Consider the following 22,192-nt stretch of genomic DNA (forward strand, 5'->3'; position numbering starts at 1 on the left):
ATCTGGTTCTATTTTTCCAATTTTGGAGGTTTCTTTGCCTGAAATAGTCAATGCTGATAGTCCGCTGGATTCCTTCGACCGGAAAATCCTCGAGGAGCTTGCACAAAACGGCCGCATTCCGGTGGCCGAACTTGCCGAAAAGGTCGGTCTTTCCAAGACGCCGTGCCAGAACCGGTTCAAGCGGCTGATCGCCGATGGCTTCATCCAGGGCTTCAAGGCGATCCTCAATCCCGCCAAGATGAACCTGGATCATATCGCATTCGCCGAGGTGAAGCTGACGAATACGCAGGAAGAGGCGCTGATGAGCTTCAATGCGGCGGTCAAGAAGATCCGGGAGGTCGAGGAATGCCATATGATCGCGGGGCGTTTCGATTATCTTCTGAAGATCCGCACGCGCGACATCAAGAAATACCGCCTGGTGCTGGGCGAGCGTATCTCCAATCTTCCCTATGTCGCGAGCACGTCGACGAATGTGGCGATGGAGACGGTCAAGGAGCGCGGTTGATGCCTGCCGGGGATTGGCCAACGGCAGCCGAATGCGATGAGCCTCTTGCCAGAAGGGCCGATTGGCGGCCATAGTGGCAGGCACAATAGGAGATATGGATGGGCGTAGGGGTTCGGACATCGAAAGAGATGCACGGCGTATCGGCGCCGAAGGCGCTGCGCGTCGGCTTTATCCTGTCCAAGAGTTTCACCCTGTCGGCATTCGCCCTGTTCGTCGATACGCTCAGGCTTGCCAGCGACAGCGAGGATCGCTCGCGCCGCGTCAACTGCGATTGGGACGTGATCAGCAGCACGCGCAATTTCATCTCCTCCTCCAGCGGTATCCAGGTCGCGCCGACCGCGCCCTTTGCCGACCCCTCCTGTTTCGACTACATCGCCGTCGTCGGCGGCCTTCTGTCGGTCGAGGAGCCGATCGACAGTTATGCCCGGGACTATCTGCGCAAGGCGGCCAAGGCGGGCGTCGGGCTGATCGGCCTGTGTACGGGCAGCTTCATCCTGGCCGAGGCCGGCTTGCTCAAGGGCCACACGGCCTGTGTGAGCTGGCTGCATCACCGCGATTTCCGCGCGCGCTATCCCGATATCGAGGCGACGTCCGAGCAGATTTTCCGTTTCGACGGCAAGGTTGCGACCTGTGCCGGCGGCAGCAGCGTCGCGGATCTCGCGGCAACGCTGGTGCGCCACCATGTCGGTGAGGCCGCGGAGCGCAATGCGCTGGAAATCCTGCAGATCCGCCATCGGCGTGATGCGACGGATATCCAGCCGCGCAACCCGCTCGGCCTGGAGGCCCGCGATCGCCGGGTCCATCTCGCCATCATGATGATGGAGCAGCACACCGAGGATCTGCTTTCCATCGACAGCATCGCCAACATGACGAATGTTTCCCGCCGCCAGCTCGAACGCCTTTTCGAAAGCGACATGGGGGCTTCGCCGAGCGCGGTCTACATGAAGATCCGCATGGCGGCGGCGCTGAACATGGTGATGCGCAGCAACAAGCCGCTGATCGAAGTCGCGCTTGAAACCGGTTTCGAGAGCCTGTCGCATTTCACGCGCCGCTTTCGCGCTGCCTTCGGCGACACGCCCTCGCAGATCCGCCGCGACGGCCGCCGGCAGGCGAGCTGACCTGTAATTCTGCCGCAGCCCTGGAACCAAGTTACGCGCCAACCGTTCGTGTCTCATTGCTAAGAAGGAGACCGTAATGGCAAGCAATGACGTTCAATCCCAGATTTCCGCTCTTCGTGAAGAAATCGCAGCCCTCCAGAAGGATCTTGGGGAGCGTGGCGCCGAGGCTTACGAAGCGGTCCGTGAGCGTGCAGGGGAGGCTGTAGACGCTGCGCGCCCTGCCGTGCGTTCTGCTACCCGCTATGTCCGCAATGAAGGTGCTGCTGTTGCCCAGACCGCACGCGAGCATCCGGCTGCCGTTTCCACCGTGGTTCTGACGGCTGGACTTGCCGGCGTCCTTATCGGTTACCTGCTCGGCTCCTATGAAAGCGAGCCCCGCCGCCAGCGCTGGTTCTAAGAACAGCGATCGTCGATACGGAAAAGCCCGGCATTGCCGGGCTTTTTGGTGTGGCTTGCGAAAAACTCAGCGGTGCCGCAGGCCAAACAGGTAACCGATGAAGGCCGCACCGGCGAGGGTGGCAAGGGGATTGGCCTGGATCGTCTGGCGCAGATCTTCGCGCAGCGATTCCGCCTTGGCGACGGCAAGCTGACCGGTTCCTTCCGCAATGAGACCGACCGATTCCTTCATGCGGCTGATTTCCGTCTTCAGGGCCTCGATCTGTGCGCTGATGTCCGCCTCGGCTGCAGCAGTGCGGGCTTCCTCTGAAATGCTGTCGATACCTTCAACGACGCCGAGCGTGCGCTTTCCGGTGCTCTTTTCGTCAGCCATGGATGTGTCTCCTGGATTGTTGGAATGGCGTGAGGGGAAACTTCCGCCGGGCAAGTTGGTTCCCACAGATGATTCAAACTGTGATCTTTCCCATGGGCAAGAGCAATTGACTCTTTTTAAGATTGAGAACAAATAAAGAACATTCTGTCCGAGCAGGGAGTTTTGTATCGATGTCCTCCGCCGCCGCCCGCGCTGTCCTCGCCGGCCTGCGCGACCGCATCCGGCAATTCGATGGCCGGGCGGTGCGCGACCGGGCGGTGCTGCCCTTCGGCGTGCCGGAGATCGATGAGCGGTTGCCCGGCGGCGGGCTTGTGCTTGCCAGCCTTCATGAAGTCTGCGGCGGCGGCAACGATGCCGTCCAGGGCGCGGCCGCCATGCTTTTTGCCGCGGGTATCGCCGCGCGGACCCGGGGGCAGGTGCTCTGGTGCCTGACCCGGCCCGACCTGTTTGCGCCGGCGCTTGCCCAGGCGGGGCTTGCCCCGGGGCGCGTCCTTTACGTGGAAGCCGGTGACGAGAAGAGCCTGCTCCTTTGTTTCGAGGAGGGGCTGCGCCATGGCGGGCTTGGGGCTGTGGTGGCGGAAGTCGCGCGTCTGTCCATGACCGCGTCGCGCCGCCTGCAACTCGCGGCGGAGGCCGGTGGCACGCTCGGGCTTGCCGTGCGCCGCTTTCGCAGCCGTGCCGAGGCGGATGCCTTCACCTTGCCATCGGCCGCGGTGACGCGCTGGCGGGTTTCCGTGCGGCCATCCGTGCCGCTTCCGGTGCCCGGCGTCGGCCGGGCGCGATGGCTGCTGGAGCTTACCCGATGCCGCGCGGGCGAGGCGGCGGAATTCGAAGTGGAGGCATCCGATGCCGAGGGTCGTATCGCTTTTTCTCCCCGGCTGGCCGATCGACCGGCTGCGGCGGGCGCTTGGCGCGGAAGCGCCTCCGCCTGACAGTCGGCTTGTGCTTGTCGGTCGCGAGGGCACGCGCCGCGTCGTGACGGCGGTCAGCCGCCCGGCCGAGCAGGCTGGCCTGCGTGTCGGCATGCCGCTTACCAAGGCCCACGCGCTCCTGCCTGACATCCTCACCCTGCCGGCCGATCCTGCGGCCGATGCGGCAGCCCTCGAGCGGCTTTCGCTCTGGGCTCTCCAGCACTATGCCCCCATCGTCGCGCCCGATCCGCCGGATGGCCTCGTCATCGACACGACCGGCGCCGACCATCTGCACGGCGGAGAAGCGCTTATGCTGAGCGGCCTCGTCAATCGCCTCGGCGCTTCCGGCATTATCGCTCGCGCCGCGGTGGCCGATACATGGGGCGCAGCCTTTGCAGCAGCCCGCTTCCTTGCCGATCCGGTCCGTGTCATCCCTCCGGGAAGCGCCGTCGAAAGCGTTTCGCCGCTGCCGATCCACGGGCTGCGCATTCCCCCCGAGATCGTGGCGGGGCTGCATGTGCTCGGCTTTTCGACGATCGGCGACCTGCTCGCCGTGCCGCGCGCACCGCTGGTGCTGCGCTTCGGGCCTCTCCTTGGCCGCCGGCTGGACCAGCTGGAAGGGATTGTCCGCGAGCCCGTAGACCCGCTGCGCGACCCGGAGCGGATTGTCGCACGCAAAGGCTTCGGCGAGCCGATCGGTGCGCCCGAAACCATTGCACGCTATACGACGGCGCTGGTCCATGACCTTTGTCTAGCCCTGGAAAAGCGCGGCCTCGGCGCCCGCCGGCTCGACCTCATCTTTCACCGCGTCGACAATTCCCTGCAGGCGATCCGTATCGGGACGGCCCGTCCGGTACGCGATGAAAAACGCCTTGCCCGGCTGCTCTGCGACCGGATCGAGACCATCGAGCCCGGCTTTGGCATCGAGGTTATGGAGCTTTCCGCGACACTGGCCGAACCGCTTGTCCTGCAACAGGCGGCGACCTCGCTGATCGAGGAGGCGCCTGCCGATATTGCCGGCCTCGTCGATGTCATCGCCAACCGCATCGGCGCCGCCCGCCTTTACCGCATCGCCCCGGTCGAGAGCGATGTCCCGGAACGGTCCTTCCAGCGTGTCGCGCCGCTGGCGCCGGATGCCGGTGCGACATGGCAGGGGCAGTGGCCACGTCCGGCGCGTCTGCTGGCCCGCCCTGAACCCATAGAGGTGATGGCGCTCCTGCCGGACCATCCGCCGGCCTCCTTCACCTGGCGCGGCGTGCGGCGGCTGGTGAAACGTGCCGATGGCCCCGAGCGCGTCTTCGGCGAATGGTGGAAGCGTGACGGCGAACGCGCGGCCGTGCGGGATTATTTCCAGGTCGAGGATGCCGTGGGGGAACGCTTCTGGCTGTTTCGTTCCGGCGATGAGGTTCAGGCCGCGGGCGGCCTCGGCCGCTGGTTCCTGCACGGGATTTTCGCATGAACCCGCGCTACGCCGAGCTTCAGGTCACGTCCCATTTCTCGTTCCTGCGCGGGGCGAGCAGTTGCGCGGAATTGTTCGCCCAGGCCAGCGCGCTGGGTATCGAAGCCCTGGCCGTGGTGGACCGAAACAGTCTTGCCGGCATCGTCCAGGCGCATCGCGCGGTCAAGGAACTGCCGGCCGATGGAAACATGGTCCGTCTCGTCGTCGGCTGCCGGCTGGACCTTGTCGATGGCATGTCCCTGCTCGTCTATCCCACGGACCGGGAGGCCTATGCCCGGCTTTGCCGCCTGCTCACCATCGGCAAGAAGAGGGCCGGCAAGGGCAAGTGCCATCTCGACTGGCGCGACGTGGTAGCGTGGAGCGAGGGGCTTCTGGCCGTCCTCGTGCCTGACGAGGCCGATGAAACGGCCGGTTTTCATCTGCGCCGACTGACTGAGACCTTCCGCGGGCGCTGCTATCTGGCGCTGACCCTGCGCCGGCGGCCGAACGACCAGCTACGGCTCTGGCAGCTCTCCAATCTCGCCGCCCAGCATGGGGTTCCCACCGTCGTGACCAATGACGTGCTCTACCATGAGCCCGGCCGCCGCATGTTGCAGGACGTCGTCACCTGCATCCGCCACAATGTGGTCATCGACAATGCGGGTTTCCTGCGCGAGCGCCATGCCGACCGCTACCTCAAGCCGCCGGAGGAGATGCACCGGCTTTTCGCCCGTTACCCTGAGGCGCTCGGGCGTACGCTGGAGATCGTCAAGCGATGCGGTTTCTCGCTGGACGAGCTGCAATACCAGTATCCCGAGGAAAAAGAATACGCGCATTACACGCCGCAGGAGGCTTTGGAGAAATACACCTGGGAGGGGGCCGAGGAGCGTTATCCCCAGGGCATGCCGCAGGAAGTGCGCGAGAAGCTGAACCACGAACTGGCCCTCATCGCGCGCATGAACTATGCGCCTTACTTCCTGACGGTGAACTCCATCGTCCGCCAGGCCCGCAAGATGGGCATTCTCTGCCAGGGTAGGGGATCTGCGGCCAACAGTGCGGTGTGCTACGTGTTGGGCATTACTTCTGTCGATGCCACGAACAACGGCCTGCTTTTCGAGCGCTTCGTTTCCGAACAACGCGGCGAGCCTCCTGACATCGACGTCGACTTCGAGCATGAGCGGCGAGAAGAGGTCATACAGTGGATTTACGAGACCTATGGCAGAAACCATGCGGCCCTCTGTGCCACGGTCATCCGTTATCGCTCGCGCGGTGCCATGCGGGATGTCGGGCGTGCGCTCGGCATGCCGGAAGATGTGCTTAAGGCGCTGTCTTCTCAAGTCTGGGGGTGGTCGAACGATATTCCTAAGGCGCAGATCGAGGATATCGGCTTCAATGTCGATGACCGGCGCATGCGTCTTCTTGTCGAGCTTGCGCGAGAACTGACGGGCGCGCCGCGCCATCTCTCCCAGCATCCAGGCGGTTTCGTACTGACGCAGGACAGGCTTGATGATCTCGTACCCATTGAGCCTGCCGCCATGGACGATCGCCAGGTGATCGAATGGGACAAGGACGATATCGAAAGCCTCAATTTCATGAAGGTGGATGTGTTGGCACTGGGCATGCTCACCTGCATGCGCAAAGCCTTCGATCTCCTAAGAGAGCACAAGGGGACGATCTGTACGCTTTCTATACCCGACAGGGACGAGGCGACGTTCGATATGATCTCAAAGGCCGATACGCTCGGTACCTTCCAGATCGAAAGCCGGGCGCAGATGTCCATGCTGCCGCGGCTCAAGCCCCAAAAGCTTTACGATCTGGTCATTCAGGTGGCGATTGTGCGTCCCGGCCCCATCCAGGGCGATATGGTGCATCCTTATCTCAGGCGCCGGCAAGGTTTGGAGAAGGTCGAGTACCCCAAGCCGGAATTCGAGAAGGTTCTCAAGAAAACCCTTGGTGTTCCTTTGTTTCAGGAACAGGCCATGCAAGTTGCGATCAAATGCGCCGGTTTCGAACCTGGCCGCGCCGACCAGTTGCGCCGGGCGATGGCCACATTCAAGCAGACGGGCGGCGTCGATAAGTTCCGGGATGAATTACGGGATGGCATGCTCAACAAAGGTTATAGCCGGGAATTCGCAGAACGCATGTGCCGCCAGCTCGAAGGCTTCGGCTCCTATGGCTTTCCCGAGAGCCATGCCTACAGTTTCGCGATCATCGCCTATGCCTCAGCCTGGATGAAATGCCACCACCCCGATGTCTTCTGCGCGGCCCTGCTCAATTCGCAGCCGATGGGTTTCTATGCCCCGGCACAGATCGTGCGTGATGCTCAGGAGCATGGGGTCAAGGTGCTGCCGGTCTGCGTCAATGAAAGCCGGTGGGATTGCACGCTGGAGCCCACGGATGACCCGGATCGTTTTGCCGTGCGGCTCGGGCTGCGGATGATCAAGGGCATGAACAACACGGAGGCAGGCAGGCTCATCCAGGCGCGGGCCGATGAGCCCTTCGCCTCGGTGGACGATCTCTGGCGCCGCTCCGGCCTGCCGGTTGCCGCCCTTGTCGAAATGGCGGATGCGGATGCCTTCCGGCCGTCGCTCGGCCTTGCCCGGCGCGAGGCGCTCTGGGCGATCCGCGCGCTACGCGACGAACCCTTGCCGCTCTTTGCCGCGGCGGCACGGCGGGAAGAGGCGGTCATCGCGGAGCTGGACGAACCCGAGGTTGCCCTCCGTCCCATGACCGCCGGCAACGAGGTCGTCGAGGATTACGGCCATGTCGGACTGACGCTGCGCGCACATCCCGTCAGCTTCCTGCGGGAAGATCTGGCGCGCCGAAAGATCGTTTCCTGTCATGTCGCGGCCAATCTGCGCGACCGGCAACCGGTCGAGACAGCCGGCGTCATTCTCGTTCGCCAGCGGCCGGGCTCGGCAAAGGGCGTGATCTTCGTGACGATCGAGGACGAGACGGGCATCGCCAATCTCGTCGTCTGGAAGAAGGTATTCGCCACCTATCGCAGGGTCGTGATGGGGGCATCCATGCTGGGCGTGAAGGGCTATGTCCAGCGGGAAGGCGAGGTGGTGCATGTCGTGGCGCAGCACCTCACGGACCTGTCCGGCATGCTCGCCAGCGTCGGCCGGCGCGAAGGACCCTTCCCGTTGCCGCATGGCCGGGGTGACGAGTTTCACCACGGCAGTCCCTCGCCCGACAGGCGCGACATGCCGAAACTCGTCAAACTGCGCAATCTTGTCGACGGCTACGGCCATATCGACGAAATCCGAGTCAAATCGCGCGATTTTCACTAGAATATTCCCAGCCGAAGTAGGGAATGCTTCGTCGTCGGAAAATCCGCGAAAACAAAAAGACAGAGCCATTTCCGGTGAATTCACATGCACCGGAAATGGTTTGGGTCACATGAAATCGCGCGGGATTTTCTTCTCGAAGGTCTTCTCGAAGATCTGTGTGTCGCCCTCGAAGGCCCGCACGTTCGCGGAGATCAGCCAGTCCGTGGCGGTGCAGGCGATGGACGAGGTGGAGATCGTGCGCACGGACCAGCCGGGGCGCTGCATGTCGCAGGTCCAGACGGAGGTGCCGGTCATCGACAGAGGGTCATTTTCGGCGATGGACCAAAGCTCGTCACGCACCTGCCGTGTCGCCAGTCCCGTGCCCGGATGCTCGTGGAGACCGGTATCCTCGTAGATCGTGTACTCCGTGAGGCCATTCGTCAGGTCGCGCTCCACGCCGCGCGCGGTTTCACCGGGCGCGAACTCGGTGTATTTCGGCAAGGGATCGGTATTTTCAGGCTCGGGAAGGCCGATAACCCTGAATTCGCCGAGCTTGGGCAGGGCAAGGCCGAGCGAGGCGAGGTCGATGGTCACCCCCGCATCGACCGGCGGCGGCAATACCATGGGCCAATAGGCGGTGGAGAGCGACAGGCGAATGCGATGGCCGGGGCGGAACCGGTAGCCCATCGCGTCCAGCACGAGGCGGATGCGGGTTTTCTCACCCTTCGGCATCGCCTTCGGCTCGGCATTTCCATCGCGATGGGCAAGGTTGAGAACGCCGAAGGTGACGCGTGTCGCCGTACCGTCAGGATGAATATCGACAAGGCGGGCGCAGAGGTTGCCGATCTCCGCCTCCGTCGAGATGTCGAGTTCGAGCACGGGCTGACCGAGAAAATCCTGCGCTTCGGCAAGCGGTGGCGTTTCAATGACAAGCGATCCGGCATCGTCGAGCCGCTGGTCGAGCGCCATTTCCGCATCCGGCTTCAGTGTGAACCACTCACCCGCCATTATCCCGGTATCGAGCGGGGATTTCAGGTAGCGGTCATGCCCGGACGCACCCGTTATCGGCATGCCGGGCGCAAGGGTGCCATATTGCTCGACATAGAAAGTCGCCATTTCGGGCGTCTCCCAGCTATCCTTCGCGGCCCAGAAGCCGGGGTCGAATTCGCGGCGCAGCGCGGGCTTGGGCGCATCCTGGATATAGGCGCGGACCTGCGGCGTCTTTTCGATGCCGTTTTCCTCGCCGCGCAGCCAGCGGTTCCACCAGGCAATGGCTTCCGCATGGAAGTCCATGCGCGGCTTCGGCCAGGCGAAATGCGGATATTTGTGCACCCAGGGGCCGATCAGTGCCTTCGCCTTGTCGCCAAGGCCTTCGACCGCCTTCAGAGGCGTGTTGCGATAGCCGTCCGCCCAGCCAGCAATGACGAGCGCGGGCAGCGGGAAACCGTCGAAATCCTCACAAATGGAACCGTGCTGCCAGAAGGCGTCCCGGCGCTGGTGCTGCAGCCACTCCTCCATGAAGAAGTCTTCTTTCTGAAGGCGCTCCAGCCACATGTCGCGCCAGCGGTCGCCGACGATCGCCGGATCGGGCGAGCGCGACTGATAGGCCAGCATCGTTGCGGCCCAGGACAGCTGGGCGGAAAGGTGCGTGCCGTTCTTGTAATGGATGTCGTCATTGTAGCGATCGACGGTGGAGGCGATGGAAATGACGGCCTTCAGCGCCGGCGGCTTGAGGGCCGCGACCTGCAGGCAGTTGAACCCGCCCCAGGAGATGCCCATCATGCCGACCGAGCCGTTCGACCAGGGCTGTGCTGCAATCCATTCAATGAGTTCGCACGCATTGGCCAGCTCGAGCGGCGTGTATTCGCCGTCAATGACGCCGTCGGATTCACCCGAGCCGCGGATATCGACGCGCACGCCGGCAATGCCGGCAGCGGCGAAGACCGGATAGGTGGATTCGTCGCGCGGGCTCGTGCCATCGCCCTTGCGGTAGGGCAGGAACTCGAAGACGGCGGGCACGGGATCATCGACCGCGCCGTCCGGCATCCAGATGCGGGCGGCGAGCCGCGTGCCATCGGCAAGCGTGATCCATTCGTTTTCAATGACGGTGAAGGCGCGGGACATGGACAGTATCCGTTTGGTCAAAGGGAGGCGGCTGACCCGACGGGATCGATCACCCCGTCAGGCCGATGCGGCGCTGGGCTCAGCTGTCGAACCACACGCGGCTGGCGACATAGCCGTTCGAGACGTCGTTGCCGATGTCGTGGACATAGCCCTTCACCTGCTTGGAGCAGGCGTTGAGGTAGTCGTTGAAAACGGGCAGGATCAGTCCGCCCTCGTCGCGCACCATCAGCGCCGCCGTCCGGTAGAGTTCGCGGCGCTTGGTGTCGTCGAGTTCGGCGCGTGCCTGGAGGATGATCTTGTCGAAGTCCGGACGCTTGAAGCGCGTATCGTTCCATTCGGCGTTCGAGACATAGGAGGTCGCGTAACGCGAATCCTGCGTCGGCCGGCCGCCCCAGTAGGAGGCGCAGAACGGCTGGAGGTTCCAGACATTCGTCCAGTAGCCGTCATCCGGCTCGCGCTTGACGTCGATGGCGATGCCGGCCTTCTTGGCGCTTTCCTGGAAGAGCACGGCGGCATCGACGGCACCCGGGAAAGCCGCATTGGCAGCGCGCAAGACGACTGCGCCGGAATGGCCAGACTTCTTGAAATGGAACGCGGCCTTGTCGGGATCGAACATGCGCTGCTCGATATCGTCGGGCGCCAGCGCATAGGCTGTGTTGACCGGATAGTCATTGCCGAGCTTTCCGTAGCCGCCGAGCACGCGATCGAGAATTTCCTGGCGGTCGATGGCATATTTGAGCGCGAGGCGCAGGTCGTTGTTGTCGAACGGCGCGGTGTCGCAGTGCATCAGGAAGCTGTAGAAGCCCTTGCCGCCGGTCTGAAGGATTTCCACCGTCGGAGCACGCTTCAGGAGAGCGGCGGTCTTCGGCTCCACCATGCTGATGAAATGGACCTGTCCGGACGACAAGGCCGCAATGCGCGCCGTCGTGTCATTCATCACGATGATCTCGACACTTTCCACGAAACCGCGGTCGCTGCGCCAGTCGTTCGCGTTCTTCTCGAAGGTCGTGCGCACGCCCGCTTCGAAGGAGGTCAACTTATAGGGGCCCGTGCCGATTGCAGCGTGCGGGTTCTCCACGCCGCCACCCGGCTGGATGATCAGGTGATAGTCCGACAGGATCAGCGGCAGGTCGGCATTGCCTTCGGTAAGCGTGATCACGAGGTCGCCCGCCTTGTCCTCGATCGACTTGATGGAGCCGAGAAGGCCGAGCGCACCGGACTTGGAGCCCGCGTCGCCGTGACGCTTGAGCGTGGCCAGCACATCGGCGACGGTCATCTCGCTGCCGTCGTGGAACTGCACGCCCTTGCGGATCTTGAAGGTCCAGACCGAAGCGTCCGCAGACGGCTCCCAGGATTCGGCGAGCGATGGGACGGCCGCGCCGGTTTCGGGATGGGATTCCACCAGCGTGTCGCCCCAGCAGCGTCCGGTGACGAAGGCGACGCCGGCGCTGTAGCCTGCCGGGTCGAGCATATCGGTCGCAGCGCCGCCGTTCAGGCCAAGCTTCAGGTGTCCGCCGCGCTTCGGCTCCTGGGCCTTCGCGCGGCCGGGCGCAAGGCTCGTCGCGGTCGCAGCGAGAACACCGAGGGCTGCGGTGCCCCCGAGGAAGGCGCGGCGGTTGAGGCCGGCATTGGCGTGGGGTTCGGACTTCCAGGTAGGCGTCATGTGGGCGGTTCCCGTTCTTGTGGTCACCCCGGAACATGGCCGGGGTCGTCGTGCCCAGTCGTAGCGAATATCCTGGTGCGTTGATATTTCACGACTTGACGCGAGATTACGCTGGTTTACGCTACCGTGGCAAAGGATCGACATGCAGGACACATCATTTGCGGTCAATCTCCGCCACGCTTGCAGCACGCGCAAGTCGGTGTCGGAGATCTGCCGCCAGCTCGGCGTCAACCGCCAGCAGTTCAATCGCTATGTGAACGGCGAGGCAATGCCGTCGCCGCACAATCTGGCACGTATCGCGGCGTTCTTCGGCATGCGGCCGGGCGATTTCTCGCTTGATCCGGTGAAATTCGAGCAGCGCCTGCTCAGTTCATCGGGCGCTGCCTTCGAGGCGGACGCGCTCCAGGCGTGCTTTCCGGGCAATCTCCCGGCGCTGCGGCGGCATCTCGGCTATTACCAGACTTACCACGTCTCCCTGTCATGGCCGGGCATGATCGTCTGTTCCTGCGCCCGGATCGACGAGAAAGACGGCGTGGTCCGCGTCAAAACCATCGAGCGAATTCAAGATCGTCCGCATGAGATCCGGCAATTCACGAAGTATGTCGGGCTGGCCTCTTTCCTGCAGAACCGCATCTTCATCGTCGAGCGCAGCACGCGCGACGAGCCGATGATCGCCGAGACCATCCTGGCGCCGTTCGAAACCCATCAGCGCGTTTATCTGAAGGGCATGACGCTCGGCATATCCTGGCGGAAGCAGAACCAGCCCTATGCGTCGCGGGCCATCTGGCGCCATCTCGGCGCCGATACCGACCGCCGGCTCCTGCTGTCACGCTGCGGAGTGATGCCGCAGAACTCCAGACTGCTTCCGCCAACGGTGCGGGAGTTCTTGGAAAGCGGGGACAGTCCCGTTCTTTCCGCGCCGCTGGGCGGCACCTGACAACCGGATCGGCTTGCCCGGTCCGGCAATCTCGCCTACGAAACGGGTGAGGATTTGGAGGGGAACATGCAGGAGCGGCAAACCGAAACGACCGATGGCCTCGATCGCGCTTACAAGGTCCTGATCGCCGATCTGGTCGGCCTGCGCTTCGATGCGGAGGGGCGGCCCGACGCAGGCGAAGTGCGCGCCTATATCGAAGCCCGCGGCGGGCATTTTCACGACGGGGCTTACAAGCGCGAGGATCTGCCGCCGGGCATTCACTTCTTCTATCAGCCCGATCTCAGCGCCGAGGTTGAAATCATCGCGCAGACCGCGGACGGTCGCTACGATGCGTTGATCGCCGCTGCGACCTTCATCCCCAAACAAGCCGTCTTTCCACTCGGCGGCTCGCGCATCGGCGCCGGCACCGGCAATATGAGATCGGCATCCTGGGGCGGCGGCAACGGGGAGGGCGGTACCGCGCCGCTCATGAACACGCCCGGCATCAACAGCCGCGCGACCGCGCAGATGGTGATGAAGGCGATCCTGAACGTGATCCCGGATCTCCCGGTCGATGTGCTGCACCAGCGTGTTGCGGCGGGTGATTTCGACACGGGCCGCGACCTGAAATCCTACCCCACAGCCAAGCTGGAGGGCCGCAAGATGGCGGTGCTCGGTTATGGCAATATCGGCCGCGAAGTGGCGAAGCTCGCCCGTGCCTTCGGCATGCGGGTGTCGATCTACGCCCGCCCGAGTCATCGGCAATGGATTGGAGCCGAAGGCTTCGACTTCGCACCAACGCCTGTCGAGGCAGCGAGCGGCGCGGATGTGCTGTCCGTCCATGTCGGCCTGGGCCGGCTGGATGCGGAAACCCGCCGCTATGCCAATGCCGGGCTCGTCGGCGAGGCCGTGCTTTCGGCGATGAACCGGGGCGCCGTTCTGGTCAATTATGACCGCGGTGAGGTGGTGGATACGGCCGCGCTCGACAGGGCACTCACCTCCGGCCGGCTGCGCCACGCCGCAATCGATGCCGATCTTTTCAAGAATGCGACGAGCGGCGTCCTGAGCGGGCCGATGCTGCCCTATCTCAAGGTCGCGGAGCGGCATCCCGGCAAGCTGGAACTTCTACCGCATGCGGCCGCCGATACCGATCATCCCTCCCGCGTGGCGGGTGCCTGCCAGGCGGTCGACCAGATCATGGATGTCATCCTCAGGCGACGGGTCAGCAACCTCAAGGGCGACCTGCCGGAGGGCTACAGCGATGCAGGCTCGAAGGTGCCGCACGGTATCGGGCGCGTCTCGGTTGCAACGCTCGCGGCCGCGGCCGCCGATCCGCGTTTCCTGGACCTGCACGATGTCTCGCGCGAAATCACCGATACGCTGGAGGCAATCGTCGAGGCGGTGCAGGAAAGCATGACGCACCAGCCGACGCGCGGCGACGTCGTCGCGCTCACCACGCTCCTGCTCAGGCAGCGCCGGTTGATCGACGCACTCGGGCTGGATGGGCCCGCGGAAGCCTGAGGCCCGGAACTTTCGTGCCGATGAGAAGTTCCCTTCCTGACATCAAATGCAGGGAGTGCTGACATGGCCCATCAGAAAGACGAACGCGGCGATCCGATCACCCGCACCCACGAGCCCGTCCGAAAGGAATATGCGGCTCGCGAGACGAGGCAGGGCGGTCCCGGCGTTCCCATTCTGAAGGTGTTGGGCGTGAGCCTCGTGCTCGCATTTCTCGTCTGGGGCGTGGTCGAGATCTGGGGCAACCGTATCGCGCCCTCCGACCCCACCGATAGCGGTCAGGCCACATCGACCAGCGGCACATCGACGGGCACCGGCAACGCCACACCAAATGGCGCGATCGACGACACCGCTCCCGATAACGGCCAGACGGTTCCGACAGACCGCGATCCCACGCCACAGTCCGGCACGGGCGGTGAAAGCCAGCGCGTGACGCCCGACGGCACCGCGAACTGATCCTGTAATCCGAGAAACGTGACGGTCGGTGACCTAGGCGGATTGGCCAAGGTCACCGATATCGTCATTTTCGGGCTCCACCGTCAGCTTGACGCGATCCGCGGCGAAGCGTGTGCGCGAATACTGGATCGGCATACCCGCGAGATCGGTGTTGATGGCCGTCGCGACAAGGATGATCGCGCCAGGCGAGAGTTTCAGGTGGCGCATGTCGTCGCCTTCGGCATGGATCGCGGAAATCTCCGTCGACCGGCGCACGTAGTCGGACACGCCAAGTTCGCGAAGCGCTGCGGTAATCGAACGCGTCTTCTCGTAAGCTTCGGCAATGCCGGCAAACCGTTCCGAAGGGAAATAGTGCGTTGCACGTGATATGGGGCGCTTGTCGGCACTGTTGACGGTTTCCATTCGCACGCACGGCGTTCCTGCCGCCAATCCCAACGCCTGCGCGACCAAAGCGGGCGCAACGTCCGTGTCCGCCTCCAGCATCCGGCCTTCGATCTCGCGCGCCTGATTTCCGAGGCCCTGCGAGAAGCGCGTTCGCCGTGAAATCGGAAACCGCAGCCTGTCGCGCCGCTCGATGCGGGTGCCGACACCCTGGATGGCGCGCACGATGCCTTCATCTGCAAGCGTCGCCATGGCGCTGCGCACCGTATGGCGGTTCACGCCGAACCGTGCGGCAAGAACCGTCTCCGGCGGCATCATTCCGGTCTCGTCGAAATCACCATTGTTGATCGCAAGGCGCATGCGGTCTGCAATCTGCCGCCAGAGCGCCACGCCCGTTTGTCGTTCCACCATTTTCGCCGCCCTAGTAAAGATCTGTCACACCCTTGTCATTCCGCCGGATTAAGACAAGAATTAGATGTATAGTTATCTAGATTAATAGACATTAAGGAGTGAGGCAATGGCATCAGTTCAAAAATCTGCCGACCCCGGCGCGACGGATGCCGATGGCGAGCGGCGCAGAGCGATCGGCCTTCTGGCAAAAGCGACCCGCGCCGAATTGCAGTCCGCGTTCGACGCGCTTGATGACAAGCCGGACGCGCAGCCGGTCCGCGGCCCGGAGACCGGCCTCGTGATGGTTCGCGGGCGTATCGGCGGCGGTGGCGCGCCGTTCAATCTCGGGGAGGCGACGGTGAGCCGCGCCAGTATTCGACTTGGGGACGGCACGGTCGGCCACGGCCAGACGCTGGGCACGGACGGCGCGAAGGCCCGGCTTGCGGCGATCTTCGACGCGCTTTTCCAGCAGCCGACAAGCAAGGCCGCGGTCGAGAGGCTTCTTGCGGCCATTGCGGCGCGTGTTGCGGGCGAGGATGCCGCAAAGGCTCGCCAGACGGCCGCCACCCGCGTCGATTTCTTCACCATGGTTCGCGGAGAGGACTGATGACACCCGATACCGACACCTTTTCCGGCGGTTTCCCGGAGCCGGTCTTCGCAGCGCAGGCCGTCTTTCGCACGCTGATGGACGGCATGGCCCGTCCCGGCACGGTCGGCGACATCACCGGCGATGCGGTGCCGCCCGCACCTCTCTCTCCGGCAGCCGGCGCCATTGCACTCACGCTGTGCGATCACGATACGGCCGTGTGGCTGACCCCGGCGCTTGCCGCATCGGCATTGCCCGCCTGGCTTGCCTTTCACACGGGTGCGGCCATTACCGCCGAGCGACAGGACGCCCGATTTGCCTTCGTCGAAAAGGGCGGCGTCCTGCCTGATCTTTGCCTCTTCGCGCAGGGCACGCAGGACTACCCGGATCGTTCCACCACGCTTGTGGTCGAGATCGAGGCATTCGAAGGCGGAAGCCCGTTCACGCTCACCGGGCCGGGTATTCGCACGCAAGAGGTTATCGCGCCGGTGGGTCTGCCCGACATGTTTGCGCAGTTTCGGGCGCAGAACCGACAGAATTTCCCCCGCGGTGTCGACCTGATCCTTGTCGCCGGCAGCAGGGTCCTTTGCCTGCCGCGCACCACCGTTCTGCACATCAAGGAGGCCTGAGCCATGTATGTTGCCGTCAAGGGTGGCGAAGCCGCCATTGCCAACGCTCACCGCCTTCTCGCCGATCGCCGCCGCGGCGATCGCGCACTGCCGGCGATCGGCATCGACCAGATCGTCGCGCAGCTCGGCCTTGCCGTGGACCGCGTGATGGCGGAAGCCTCGCTGTATGACCGGGCGCTTGCGGCGCTCGCCATCCGGCAGGCGCGGGGCGACATGATCGAGGCGATCTTTATCCTGCGCGCCTACCGTACGACCCTGCCGCGCTTCGGCTATTCGAAGCCCGTCGATACGTCCGCCATGGTGATCGAGCGCCGCGTCTCCGCGACCTACAAGGATCTGCCCGGCGGCCAGCTTCTCGGCCCGACCTTCGACTATACGCACCGTCTACTCGACCCGTCCCTGCTGGCGGACGCCGATATCGACGCGCCGCTGGAGCGCGAAGACAGCGGGGAGCCGGTCATGCGCGTGTCCGATATCCTCGCCGGAGAAGGCCTTGTAGAGGACGACGGCAGCCTGCCGGACGGCCATGTGCCCGGTGATATCACCCGCGAGCCGCTGGAGTTCCCGATGGCGCGCGACCTGCGCTTGCAGGCACTCGCTCGGGGCGACGAGGGTTTCCTGCTGGCGCTCGGCTACTCCACCCAGCGCGGCTATGCCCGCACCCATCCTTTCGTCGGGGAAGTGCGCATCGGCGAAGTCGAGGTAGAGCTCGACATGACGGAGCTCGGCTTTTCCGTGTCGCTCGGCCGCATTCAGATCACCGAATGCCAGATGATCGCGCAGTTCAAGGGCTCAGCGAAGACCCCGCCGCAGTTTACGCGCGGCTACGGGCTCGTCTTCGGCCAGAGCGAACGCAAGGCCATGGCGATGTCATTGGTGGATCGTGCCTTGCGCGCGGAGGAATTCGGCGAGGATGTCGTTGCGCCCGCGCAGGATGAGGAATTCGTTATCTCCCATTCCGACAATGTGCAGGCGACCGGTTTCGTCGAGCACCTGAAACTCCCGCACTACGTGGACTTCCAGGCCGAACTTGCCCTCGTGCGCCGCATGCGGCGTGAATACGAGGAGAAGCTGGCCGGCAGTACCGATGACATCGCGGAGGCCGCGGAATGATCGAGGGCCTTTCCCACATCACGTTCATCGTGCGTGATCTCGACCGGATGACGGACATTCTGCAGGGCGTTTTCGACGCAAAGCAGGTCTATGCCAGCGGAAAGCGGCAGTTCTCCCTTTCGCCGGAGCGCTTCTTCGTCATCGGCGGGCTCTGGATTGCCATCATGGAAGGCGAGCCGCTCTGCGAGCGCACGTACAATCACATCGCCTTCAAGGTGCCTGATGACACGCTGGACCTTTATCGCGAGCGCATCGAACGGCTCGGCCTCGATGTGCGGCCGCCACGCCCGCGCGTGGAGGGGGAGGGTCGATCCCTCTATTTCCACGACGACGACAACCATCTTTTCGAACTGCACAGCGGCACGCTCGACGAGCGGCTGGCGAGCTATTCCAGGCTGGAGACGGTGAGCAAATGAGCGATCTCGCAACCTACAATTTCGCATATCTCGACGAACAGACGAAGCGCATGATCCGCCGAGCAATCCTGAAGGCCATAGCCATTCCCGGCTATCAGGTGCCGTTCGCCTCGCGCGAAATGCCCATGCCCTATGGATGGGGCACCGGCGGCGTGCAGGTGACGGCGGCGATACTCGGGCCCGATGATGTGCTGAAGGTCATCGACCAGGGAGCCGACGACACAACCAACGCCGTTTCCATCCGTGCCTTCTTCCAGAAGGTCGCCAATGTCGCGGTGACCACCAGGACGCGCGAAGCGTCCATCATCCAGACACGCCACCGCATCCCGGAGGAAAAGCTGACGGCCGGCCAGACGCTGGTCTACCAGGTGCCGATCCCCGAGCCGCTGCGCTTCCTCGAACCGCGCGAGACCGAGACCCGCAAGATGCATGCGCTGGAGGAATACGGCCTCATGCATGTGAAGCTCTACGAGGACATCGCCAGGAACGGCCATATCGCCACGACCTATGCCTATCCGGTGAAAGTCGAGGGGCGTTACGTCATGGATCCTTCGCCGACGCCGAAATTCGACAATCCGAAGATGCACATGTCGGAAGCGCTCCAGCTCTTCGGCGCGGGACGCGAGAAGCGCATTTACGCTGTGCCGCCCCACACCGAGGTCGTCAGCCTCGATTTCGAGGACCATCCCTTCGAGATCCAGACCTTCGACAAGCCCTGTGCCCTGTGCGGCGCCGAGGACGTCTATCTCGACGAGGTCGTGCTCGACGACAAGGGCGGACGGATGTTCGTCTGCTCCGACACCGACCATTGCGAAGACCGCTGTGCACGGGGCCACCGCGGCCATCTGGCCTATGATAAGGAGGCTGCCGAATGACCGACACGCCCATTCTCAAGGCCCGCGATATCTCCAAATTCTACGGCGCGCGCACCGGTTGCCGGAATGTCTCTTTCGACCTCTGGCCGGGCGAGGTGCTGGCCATCGTCGGCGAATCCGGGTCGGGCAAGACGACGCTGCTCAATTGCCTTGCCACCCGGCTGATGCCGACGTCAGGTTCCGTCGAATACCGCATGCGTGACGGCCAGATGCGCGACCTCTCCCGTATGAGCGAGGCGGAGCGCCGCTTCCTGATGCGTACGGACTGGGGTTTCGTGCACCAGAATCCGGCGGACGGCCTGCGCATGGCAGTCTCGGCCGGCGCCAATGTCGGCGAACGGCTGATGGCCGTTGGCGAGCGGCACTATGGCAATATCCGCGATACAGCCGGCGACTGGCTGCGCCGGGTGGAGATCAGCGGGGACCGCATCGACGACCAGCCACGCGCCTTCTCCGGCGGCATGCGACAGCGCCTGCAGATCGCGCGCAACCTCGTGACGTCGCCACGGCTGATCTTCATGGACGAGCCGACCGGCGGCCTCGACGTCTCGGTGCAGGCCCGCCTGCTCGATCTCCTGCGCGGCCTTGTTCAGGATCTCGGCCTTTCGGCGATCATCGTCACGCATGATCTTGCCGTCGCGCGCCTGCTTTCGCACCGCATAATGGTGATGAAGGACGGCCTCGTCATCGAGCAGGGCCTGACCGACCGCGTGCTGGACGACCCGCGCGAAGCCTATACCCAGCTCCTCGTTTCCTCGATCTTGCAGGTTTAACCATGGCTACTCCTCTCGTCGTTTCCGAAGTCGCCAAAAGCTTCACCATGCATCTCCGCGACGGCATCCGGTTGCCCGTCATGTCCAACGTCACCTTTTCGGTGAAGGCCGGCGAATGCGTCGTGCTGGGCGGTCCCTCCGGCATTGGCAAGAGTTCGCTGCTCAAGATGGTCTATGGCAATTATGCCGTCGATGGCGGCCAGATCCTCATCGAACACGGCGGCCGCCTGCTCGACCTGGCGAGCGCCGATCCGCGCACGATCCTGTCCGTGCGCCGGGCAACGCTCGGCTATGTCAGCCAGTTTCTGCGAACGGTGCCACGGGTCGCGGCTGTCGATGTCGTCGCCGAGCCGCTCACGGCGCGGGGAACGGACGCGAAAGAGGCGAGGGGTATGGCCGAGGCCATGCTGGCGCGCCTCAACCTGCCGCGTGAATTGTGGCAATTGCCGCCCGCCACCTTCTCCGGCGGCGAGCAGCAGCGCGTCAACATCGCCCGCGGTTTCATCACCGATCACCGTATCCTCCTGCTCGATGAGCCGACGGCTTCGCTCGACGCGAAGAACCGTGCCGTCGTGGTTGATATGATCGAGGAGAAGAAGGCCGCAGGGGTGGCGCTTCTCGGCATCTTCCACGACGAAGATGTGCGCGAAAGGGTCGCCGATCGCATCGTGGATGTCTCCGCCTTCTCGCCGAGAAAGGCCGTGGCATGACGAAGCTCTCCGAAACGCCGCTGATCCACCCGACGGCGATCGTCTCCGATACGATGCTTGGCCGTTACACGGAAGTTTCCGAGAACTGCCGCATCAGCGAGGCCGAAATCGGCGACTATTCCTATATCATGGAGAGCGGCTCGGTCTGGTGCGCGACGATCGGCAAGTTCGTCAACATCGCCGCCTGCGTGCGCATCAACGCGACGAACCATCCGATGTGGCGCGCGACGCTGCATCACTTCACCTACCGCGCCAACGATTACTGGCCCGATGCCGACCAGGAGGCGGATTTCTTCGCGCAACGACGCGAGCATCGGGTCGCGATTGGGCACGATGTCTGGATTGGCCACGGTTCGACCATCCTGCCGGGCGTTACGATCGGCAACGGCGCGGTCGTGGGATCGGGTGCGGTCGTCACCAAAGACGTCGAACCCTATACCATCGTCGGCGGTGTCGCGGCGAAAGTCATTCGCGAGCGCTTCCCGCGAAGTATCGCCGATCGCATGGAAAAACTGGCGTGGTGGGACTGGGATCATGCCCGGCTGCGCAGCGCGCTCGATGACTTTCGCAAACTTGAGGCAGAAGCCTTCCTTTCCCGCTACGGCGGGTGAGAAGACGTACCGCAACGCCTGAAAACCAGGCCTGTGGACTGTTATTTTTCCGACATGGAACTGACATGGCCCCTTCATCAACGACGTTTAGAGCCAGTCCCGAAAGCGACAGGACCCAAGCCCGGGCGCCGAACGAAGGAAGAGGGAGCTGCCATGTTCCGACTGAAGAATGTCACCCGCCGTTTCGGCGAGCGCGTTGCCGTCGACAACGTGACGTTCGATATCCCGCAGGGCCAGATGGTCGGCGTCATCGGCCGTTCGGGCGCCGGCAAGTCGACCATGCTGCGCATGATCAACCGCCTTGCCGATCCGAGCGAGGGCACGATCCATTTCAACGATATCGAGGTGTCGTCACTGCGCGGCCCGGCGTTGCGCAACTGGCAGCGCGACTGCGCGATGATCTTCCAGCAGTTCAACCTCGTGCCGCGCCTGGATGTACTGACCAATGTCATGCTCGGCCGCCTCAACCATCGTTCGACCATCCTCAGCCTGCTGAGCATCTTCAGCAACGACGAGCGCATCATGGCAATTGCCGCGCTGGAACGGCTCGGCATCGAGCAGACGGCGCTCCAGCCCGCGGGCACGCTGTCGGGCGGCCAGCAGCAGCGCGTGGCGATTGCCCGCGCGCTGATGCAGAACCCCAAGATGCTGCTTGCCGACGAGCCCATTGCCTCGCTCGACCCGCTGAACGCCAAGATCGTGATGGATGCGCTGCGCGACATCAACGAGCGCGAGGGCATCACCGTGGTCACCAACCTGCACACCCTCGATACGGCGCGCGCCTATTGCGAGCGCATCATCGGCATGTCGGGCGGCCGGGTGGTCTTCGACGGCCCGTCGCGGGAGCTGGACGCCGAGGCGGTGCGCACGATCTACGGCACGGGTTCAGATGGCGCGGAGATCGACGAGAGGGTCACGTCCACTGCCATTCGCAATCCTGCCCGGCAGGACAACGAACCCGACAACGACAAGGAATCCGCCAGCCCCACACCGCTGGCACTGGCCGGTCTCTGACCCG

21 protein-coding genes and 1 pseudogene are annotated in these 22,192 nt (G+C 63.8%); 18 read left to right on the forward strand and 4 right to left on the reverse strand.

Features of this window, described 5'->3' with window-relative positions:
* The first annotated feature begins 34 nt into the window (after nucleotides 1–34).
* The 3 genes from B5M41_RS23230 (at nucleotide 35) to B5M41_RS23240 (ending at nucleotide 2,020) form a co-directional block, all read left to right on the forward strand.
* The gene (locus B5M41_RS23230; protein WP_230640312.1) at nucleotides 35–505 is read left to right on the forward strand and encodes an Lrp/AsnC family transcriptional regulator; all 471 of its coding nucleotides are present in this window, start codon (nucleotides 35–37) and stop codon (nucleotides 503–505) included.
* Nucleotides 506–603: 98 nt separating this feature from the next.
* Nucleotides 604–1,623 (forward strand): GlxA family transcriptional regulator, encoded by a 1,020-nt coding sequence (locus B5M41_RS23235; RefSeq protein ID WP_134651289.1) that lies wholly within the window; start codon nucleotides 604–606, stop codon nucleotides 1,621–1,623.
* A gap of 76 nt (nucleotides 1,624–1,699) precedes the next feature.
* Nucleotides 1,700–2,020 (forward strand): hypothetical protein, encoded by a 321-nt coding sequence (locus tag B5M41_RS23240; RefSeq protein WP_134651287.1) that lies wholly within the window; start codon nucleotides 1,700–1,702, stop codon nucleotides 2,018–2,020.
* Nucleotides 2,021–2,086: 66 nt separating this feature from the next.
* Here the strand turns inward: B5M41_RS23240 and B5M41_RS23245 are convergent, their stop codons facing one another.
* Nucleotides 2,087–2,392, reverse strand: coding sequence for a hypothetical protein (locus tag B5M41_RS23245; protein WP_134651285.1), 306 nt, complete (start codon nucleotides 2,390–2,392; stop codon nucleotides 2,087–2,089).
* A gap of 170 nt (nucleotides 2,393–2,562) precedes the next feature.
* On the opposite strand from B5M41_RS23245, the gene B5M41_RS23250 reads away from it, so the two are divergent.
* Genes B5M41_RS23250 through B5M41_RS23260 form a run of 3 tightly spaced genes read left to right on the forward strand, consistent with a single transcriptional unit; the run spans nucleotide 2,563 to nucleotide 8,034 of the window.
* Nucleotides 2,563–3,324, forward strand: a complete 762-nt coding sequence (locus tag B5M41_RS23250) for an ImuA family protein (RefSeq protein ID WP_134651283.1) — start codon at nucleotides 2,563–2,565, stop codon at nucleotides 3,322–3,324.
* The gene (locus B5M41_RS23255; protein WP_134651281.1) at nucleotides 3,239–4,762 is read left to right on the forward strand and encodes a Y-family DNA polymerase; all 1,524 of its coding nucleotides are present in this window, start codon (nucleotides 3,239–3,241) and stop codon (nucleotides 4,760–4,762) included. Before B5M41_RS23250 ends, B5M41_RS23255 begins: the two co-directional genes overlap by 86 nt.
* Entirely contained in the window at nucleotides 4,759–8,034 is a 3,276-nt protein-coding gene (locus B5M41_RS23260) for an error-prone DNA polymerase (RefSeq protein ID WP_134651279.1), read from the forward strand. The genes B5M41_RS23255 and B5M41_RS23260 overlap by 4 nt, the downstream gene beginning before the upstream one ends.
* Before the next feature lie 105 nt (nucleotides 8,035–8,139).
* Here the strand turns inward: B5M41_RS23260 and B5M41_RS23265 are convergent, their stop codons facing one another.
* Both B5M41_RS23265 and B5M41_RS23270 read right to left on the reverse strand, forming a co-directional pair.
* A complete protein-coding gene (locus tag B5M41_RS23265) occupies nucleotides 8,140–10,137 on the reverse strand; it encodes a CocE/NonD family hydrolase (RefSeq protein WP_134651277.1) in 1,998 nt (665 codons plus the stop codon).
* A 79-nt stretch (nucleotides 10,138–10,216) separates the two neighbouring features.
* The gene (locus tag B5M41_RS23270; RefSeq protein ID WP_134651275.1) at nucleotides 10,217–11,800 is read right to left on the reverse strand and encodes an ABC transporter substrate-binding protein; all 1,584 of its coding nucleotides are present in this window, start codon (nucleotides 11,798–11,800) and stop codon (nucleotides 10,217–10,219) included.
* Nucleotides 11,801–11,942: 142 nt separating this feature from the next.
* On the opposite strand from B5M41_RS23270, the gene B5M41_RS23275 reads away from it, so the two are divergent.
* The 3 genes and pseudogenes from B5M41_RS23275 (at nucleotide 11,943) to B5M41_RS23285 (ending at nucleotide 14,690) form a co-directional block, all read left to right on the forward strand.
* Nucleotides 11,943–12,737 (forward strand): helix-turn-helix domain-containing protein, encoded by a 795-nt coding sequence (locus B5M41_RS23275; protein WP_134651273.1) that lies wholly within the window; start codon nucleotides 11,943–11,945, stop codon nucleotides 12,735–12,737.
* 99 nt (nucleotides 12,738–12,836) lie between these two features.
* Nucleotides 12,837–14,237, forward strand: a pseudogene (locus B5M41_RS23280) (NAD(P)-dependent oxidoreductase); the annotation flags it as partial.
* A 63-nt stretch (nucleotides 14,238–14,300) separates the two neighbouring features.
* On the forward strand, nucleotides 14,301–14,690 hold the full coding sequence (locus tag B5M41_RS23285; RefSeq protein ID WP_134651269.1) for a hypothetical protein: 390 nt from the start codon (nucleotides 14,301–14,303) through the stop codon (nucleotides 14,688–14,690).
* A 33-nt stretch (nucleotides 14,691–14,723) separates the two neighbouring features.
* On the opposite strand, the gene phnF is transcribed toward B5M41_RS23285, so the two are convergent.
* Nucleotides 14,724–15,482: a phosphonate metabolism transcriptional regulator PhnF gene (gene phnF / locus B5M41_RS23290; RefSeq protein ID WP_134651267.1), complete on the reverse strand. Its 759-nt coding sequence runs from the start codon at nucleotides 15,480–15,482 to the stop codon at nucleotides 14,724–14,726.
* 106 nt (nucleotides 15,483–15,588) lie between these two features.
* Here phnF and phnG point away from each other — a divergent pair, with 106 nt between their 5' ends.
* From phnG to phnC, 9 genes are all read left to right on the forward strand, one after another.
* Nucleotides 15,589–16,068: a phosphonate C-P lyase system protein PhnG gene (gene phnG, locus B5M41_RS23295; protein ID WP_134651265.1), complete on the forward strand. Its 480-nt coding sequence runs from the start codon at nucleotides 15,589–15,591 to the stop codon at nucleotides 16,066–16,068.
* A complete protein-coding gene (gene phnH, locus B5M41_RS23300; protein WP_134651263.1) occupies nucleotides 16,068–16,676 on the forward strand; it encodes a phosphonate C-P lyase system protein PhnH in 609 nt (202 codons plus the stop codon). The genes phnG and phnH overlap by 1 nt, the downstream gene beginning before the upstream one ends.
* A 3-nt stretch (nucleotides 16,677–16,679) precedes the next feature.
* Nucleotides 16,680–17,789 (forward strand): carbon-phosphorus lyase complex subunit, encoded by a 1,110-nt coding sequence (locus tag B5M41_RS23305; RefSeq protein WP_134651261.1) that lies wholly within the window; start codon nucleotides 16,680–16,682, stop codon nucleotides 17,787–17,789.
* Nucleotides 17,786–18,205, forward strand: coding sequence for a FosX/FosE/FosI family fosfomycin resistance hydrolase (gene fosX, locus B5M41_RS23310; protein ID WP_134651259.1), 420 nt, complete (start codon nucleotides 17,786–17,788; stop codon nucleotides 18,203–18,205). The genes B5M41_RS23305 and fosX overlap by 4 nt, the downstream gene beginning before the upstream one ends.
* Entirely contained in the window at nucleotides 18,202–19,080 is an 879-nt protein-coding gene (locus B5M41_RS23315; RefSeq protein ID WP_134651257.1) for an alpha-D-ribose 1-methylphosphonate 5-phosphate C-P-lyase PhnJ, read from the forward strand. The genes fosX and B5M41_RS23315 overlap by 4 nt, the downstream gene beginning before the upstream one ends.
* Entirely contained in the window at nucleotides 19,077–19,853 is a 777-nt protein-coding gene (phnK, locus tag B5M41_RS23320) for a phosphonate C-P lyase system protein PhnK (protein ID WP_134651255.1), read from the forward strand. The genes B5M41_RS23315 and phnK overlap by 4 nt, the downstream gene beginning before the upstream one ends.
* A gap of 2 nt (nucleotides 19,854–19,855) precedes the next feature.
* The gene (gene phnL / locus B5M41_RS23325; RefSeq protein WP_134651253.1) at nucleotides 19,856–20,563 is read left to right on the forward strand and encodes a phosphonate C-P lyase system protein PhnL; all 708 of its coding nucleotides are present in this window, start codon (nucleotides 19,856–19,858) and stop codon (nucleotides 20,561–20,563) included.
* The gene (locus B5M41_RS23330) at nucleotides 20,560–21,174 is read left to right on the forward strand and encodes a DapH/DapD/GlmU-related protein (RefSeq protein WP_134651251.1); all 615 of its coding nucleotides are present in this window, start codon (nucleotides 20,560–20,562) and stop codon (nucleotides 21,172–21,174) included. The genes phnL and B5M41_RS23330 overlap by 4 nt, the downstream gene beginning before the upstream one ends.
* Nucleotides 21,175–21,327: 153 nt before the next feature.
* Nucleotides 21,328–22,188, forward strand: coding sequence for a phosphonate ABC transporter ATP-binding protein (gene phnC / locus B5M41_RS23335; protein WP_134651249.1), 861 nt, complete (start codon nucleotides 21,328–21,330; stop codon nucleotides 22,186–22,188).
* Nucleotides 22,189–22,192 lie beyond the last annotated feature (4 nt).

The sequence above is a fragment of the Shinella sumterensis genome, from assembly GCF_004514425.2.
GTDB classification, from domain to species: domain Bacteria; phylum Pseudomonadota; class Alphaproteobacteria; order Rhizobiales; family Rhizobiaceae; genus Shinella; species Shinella sumterensis.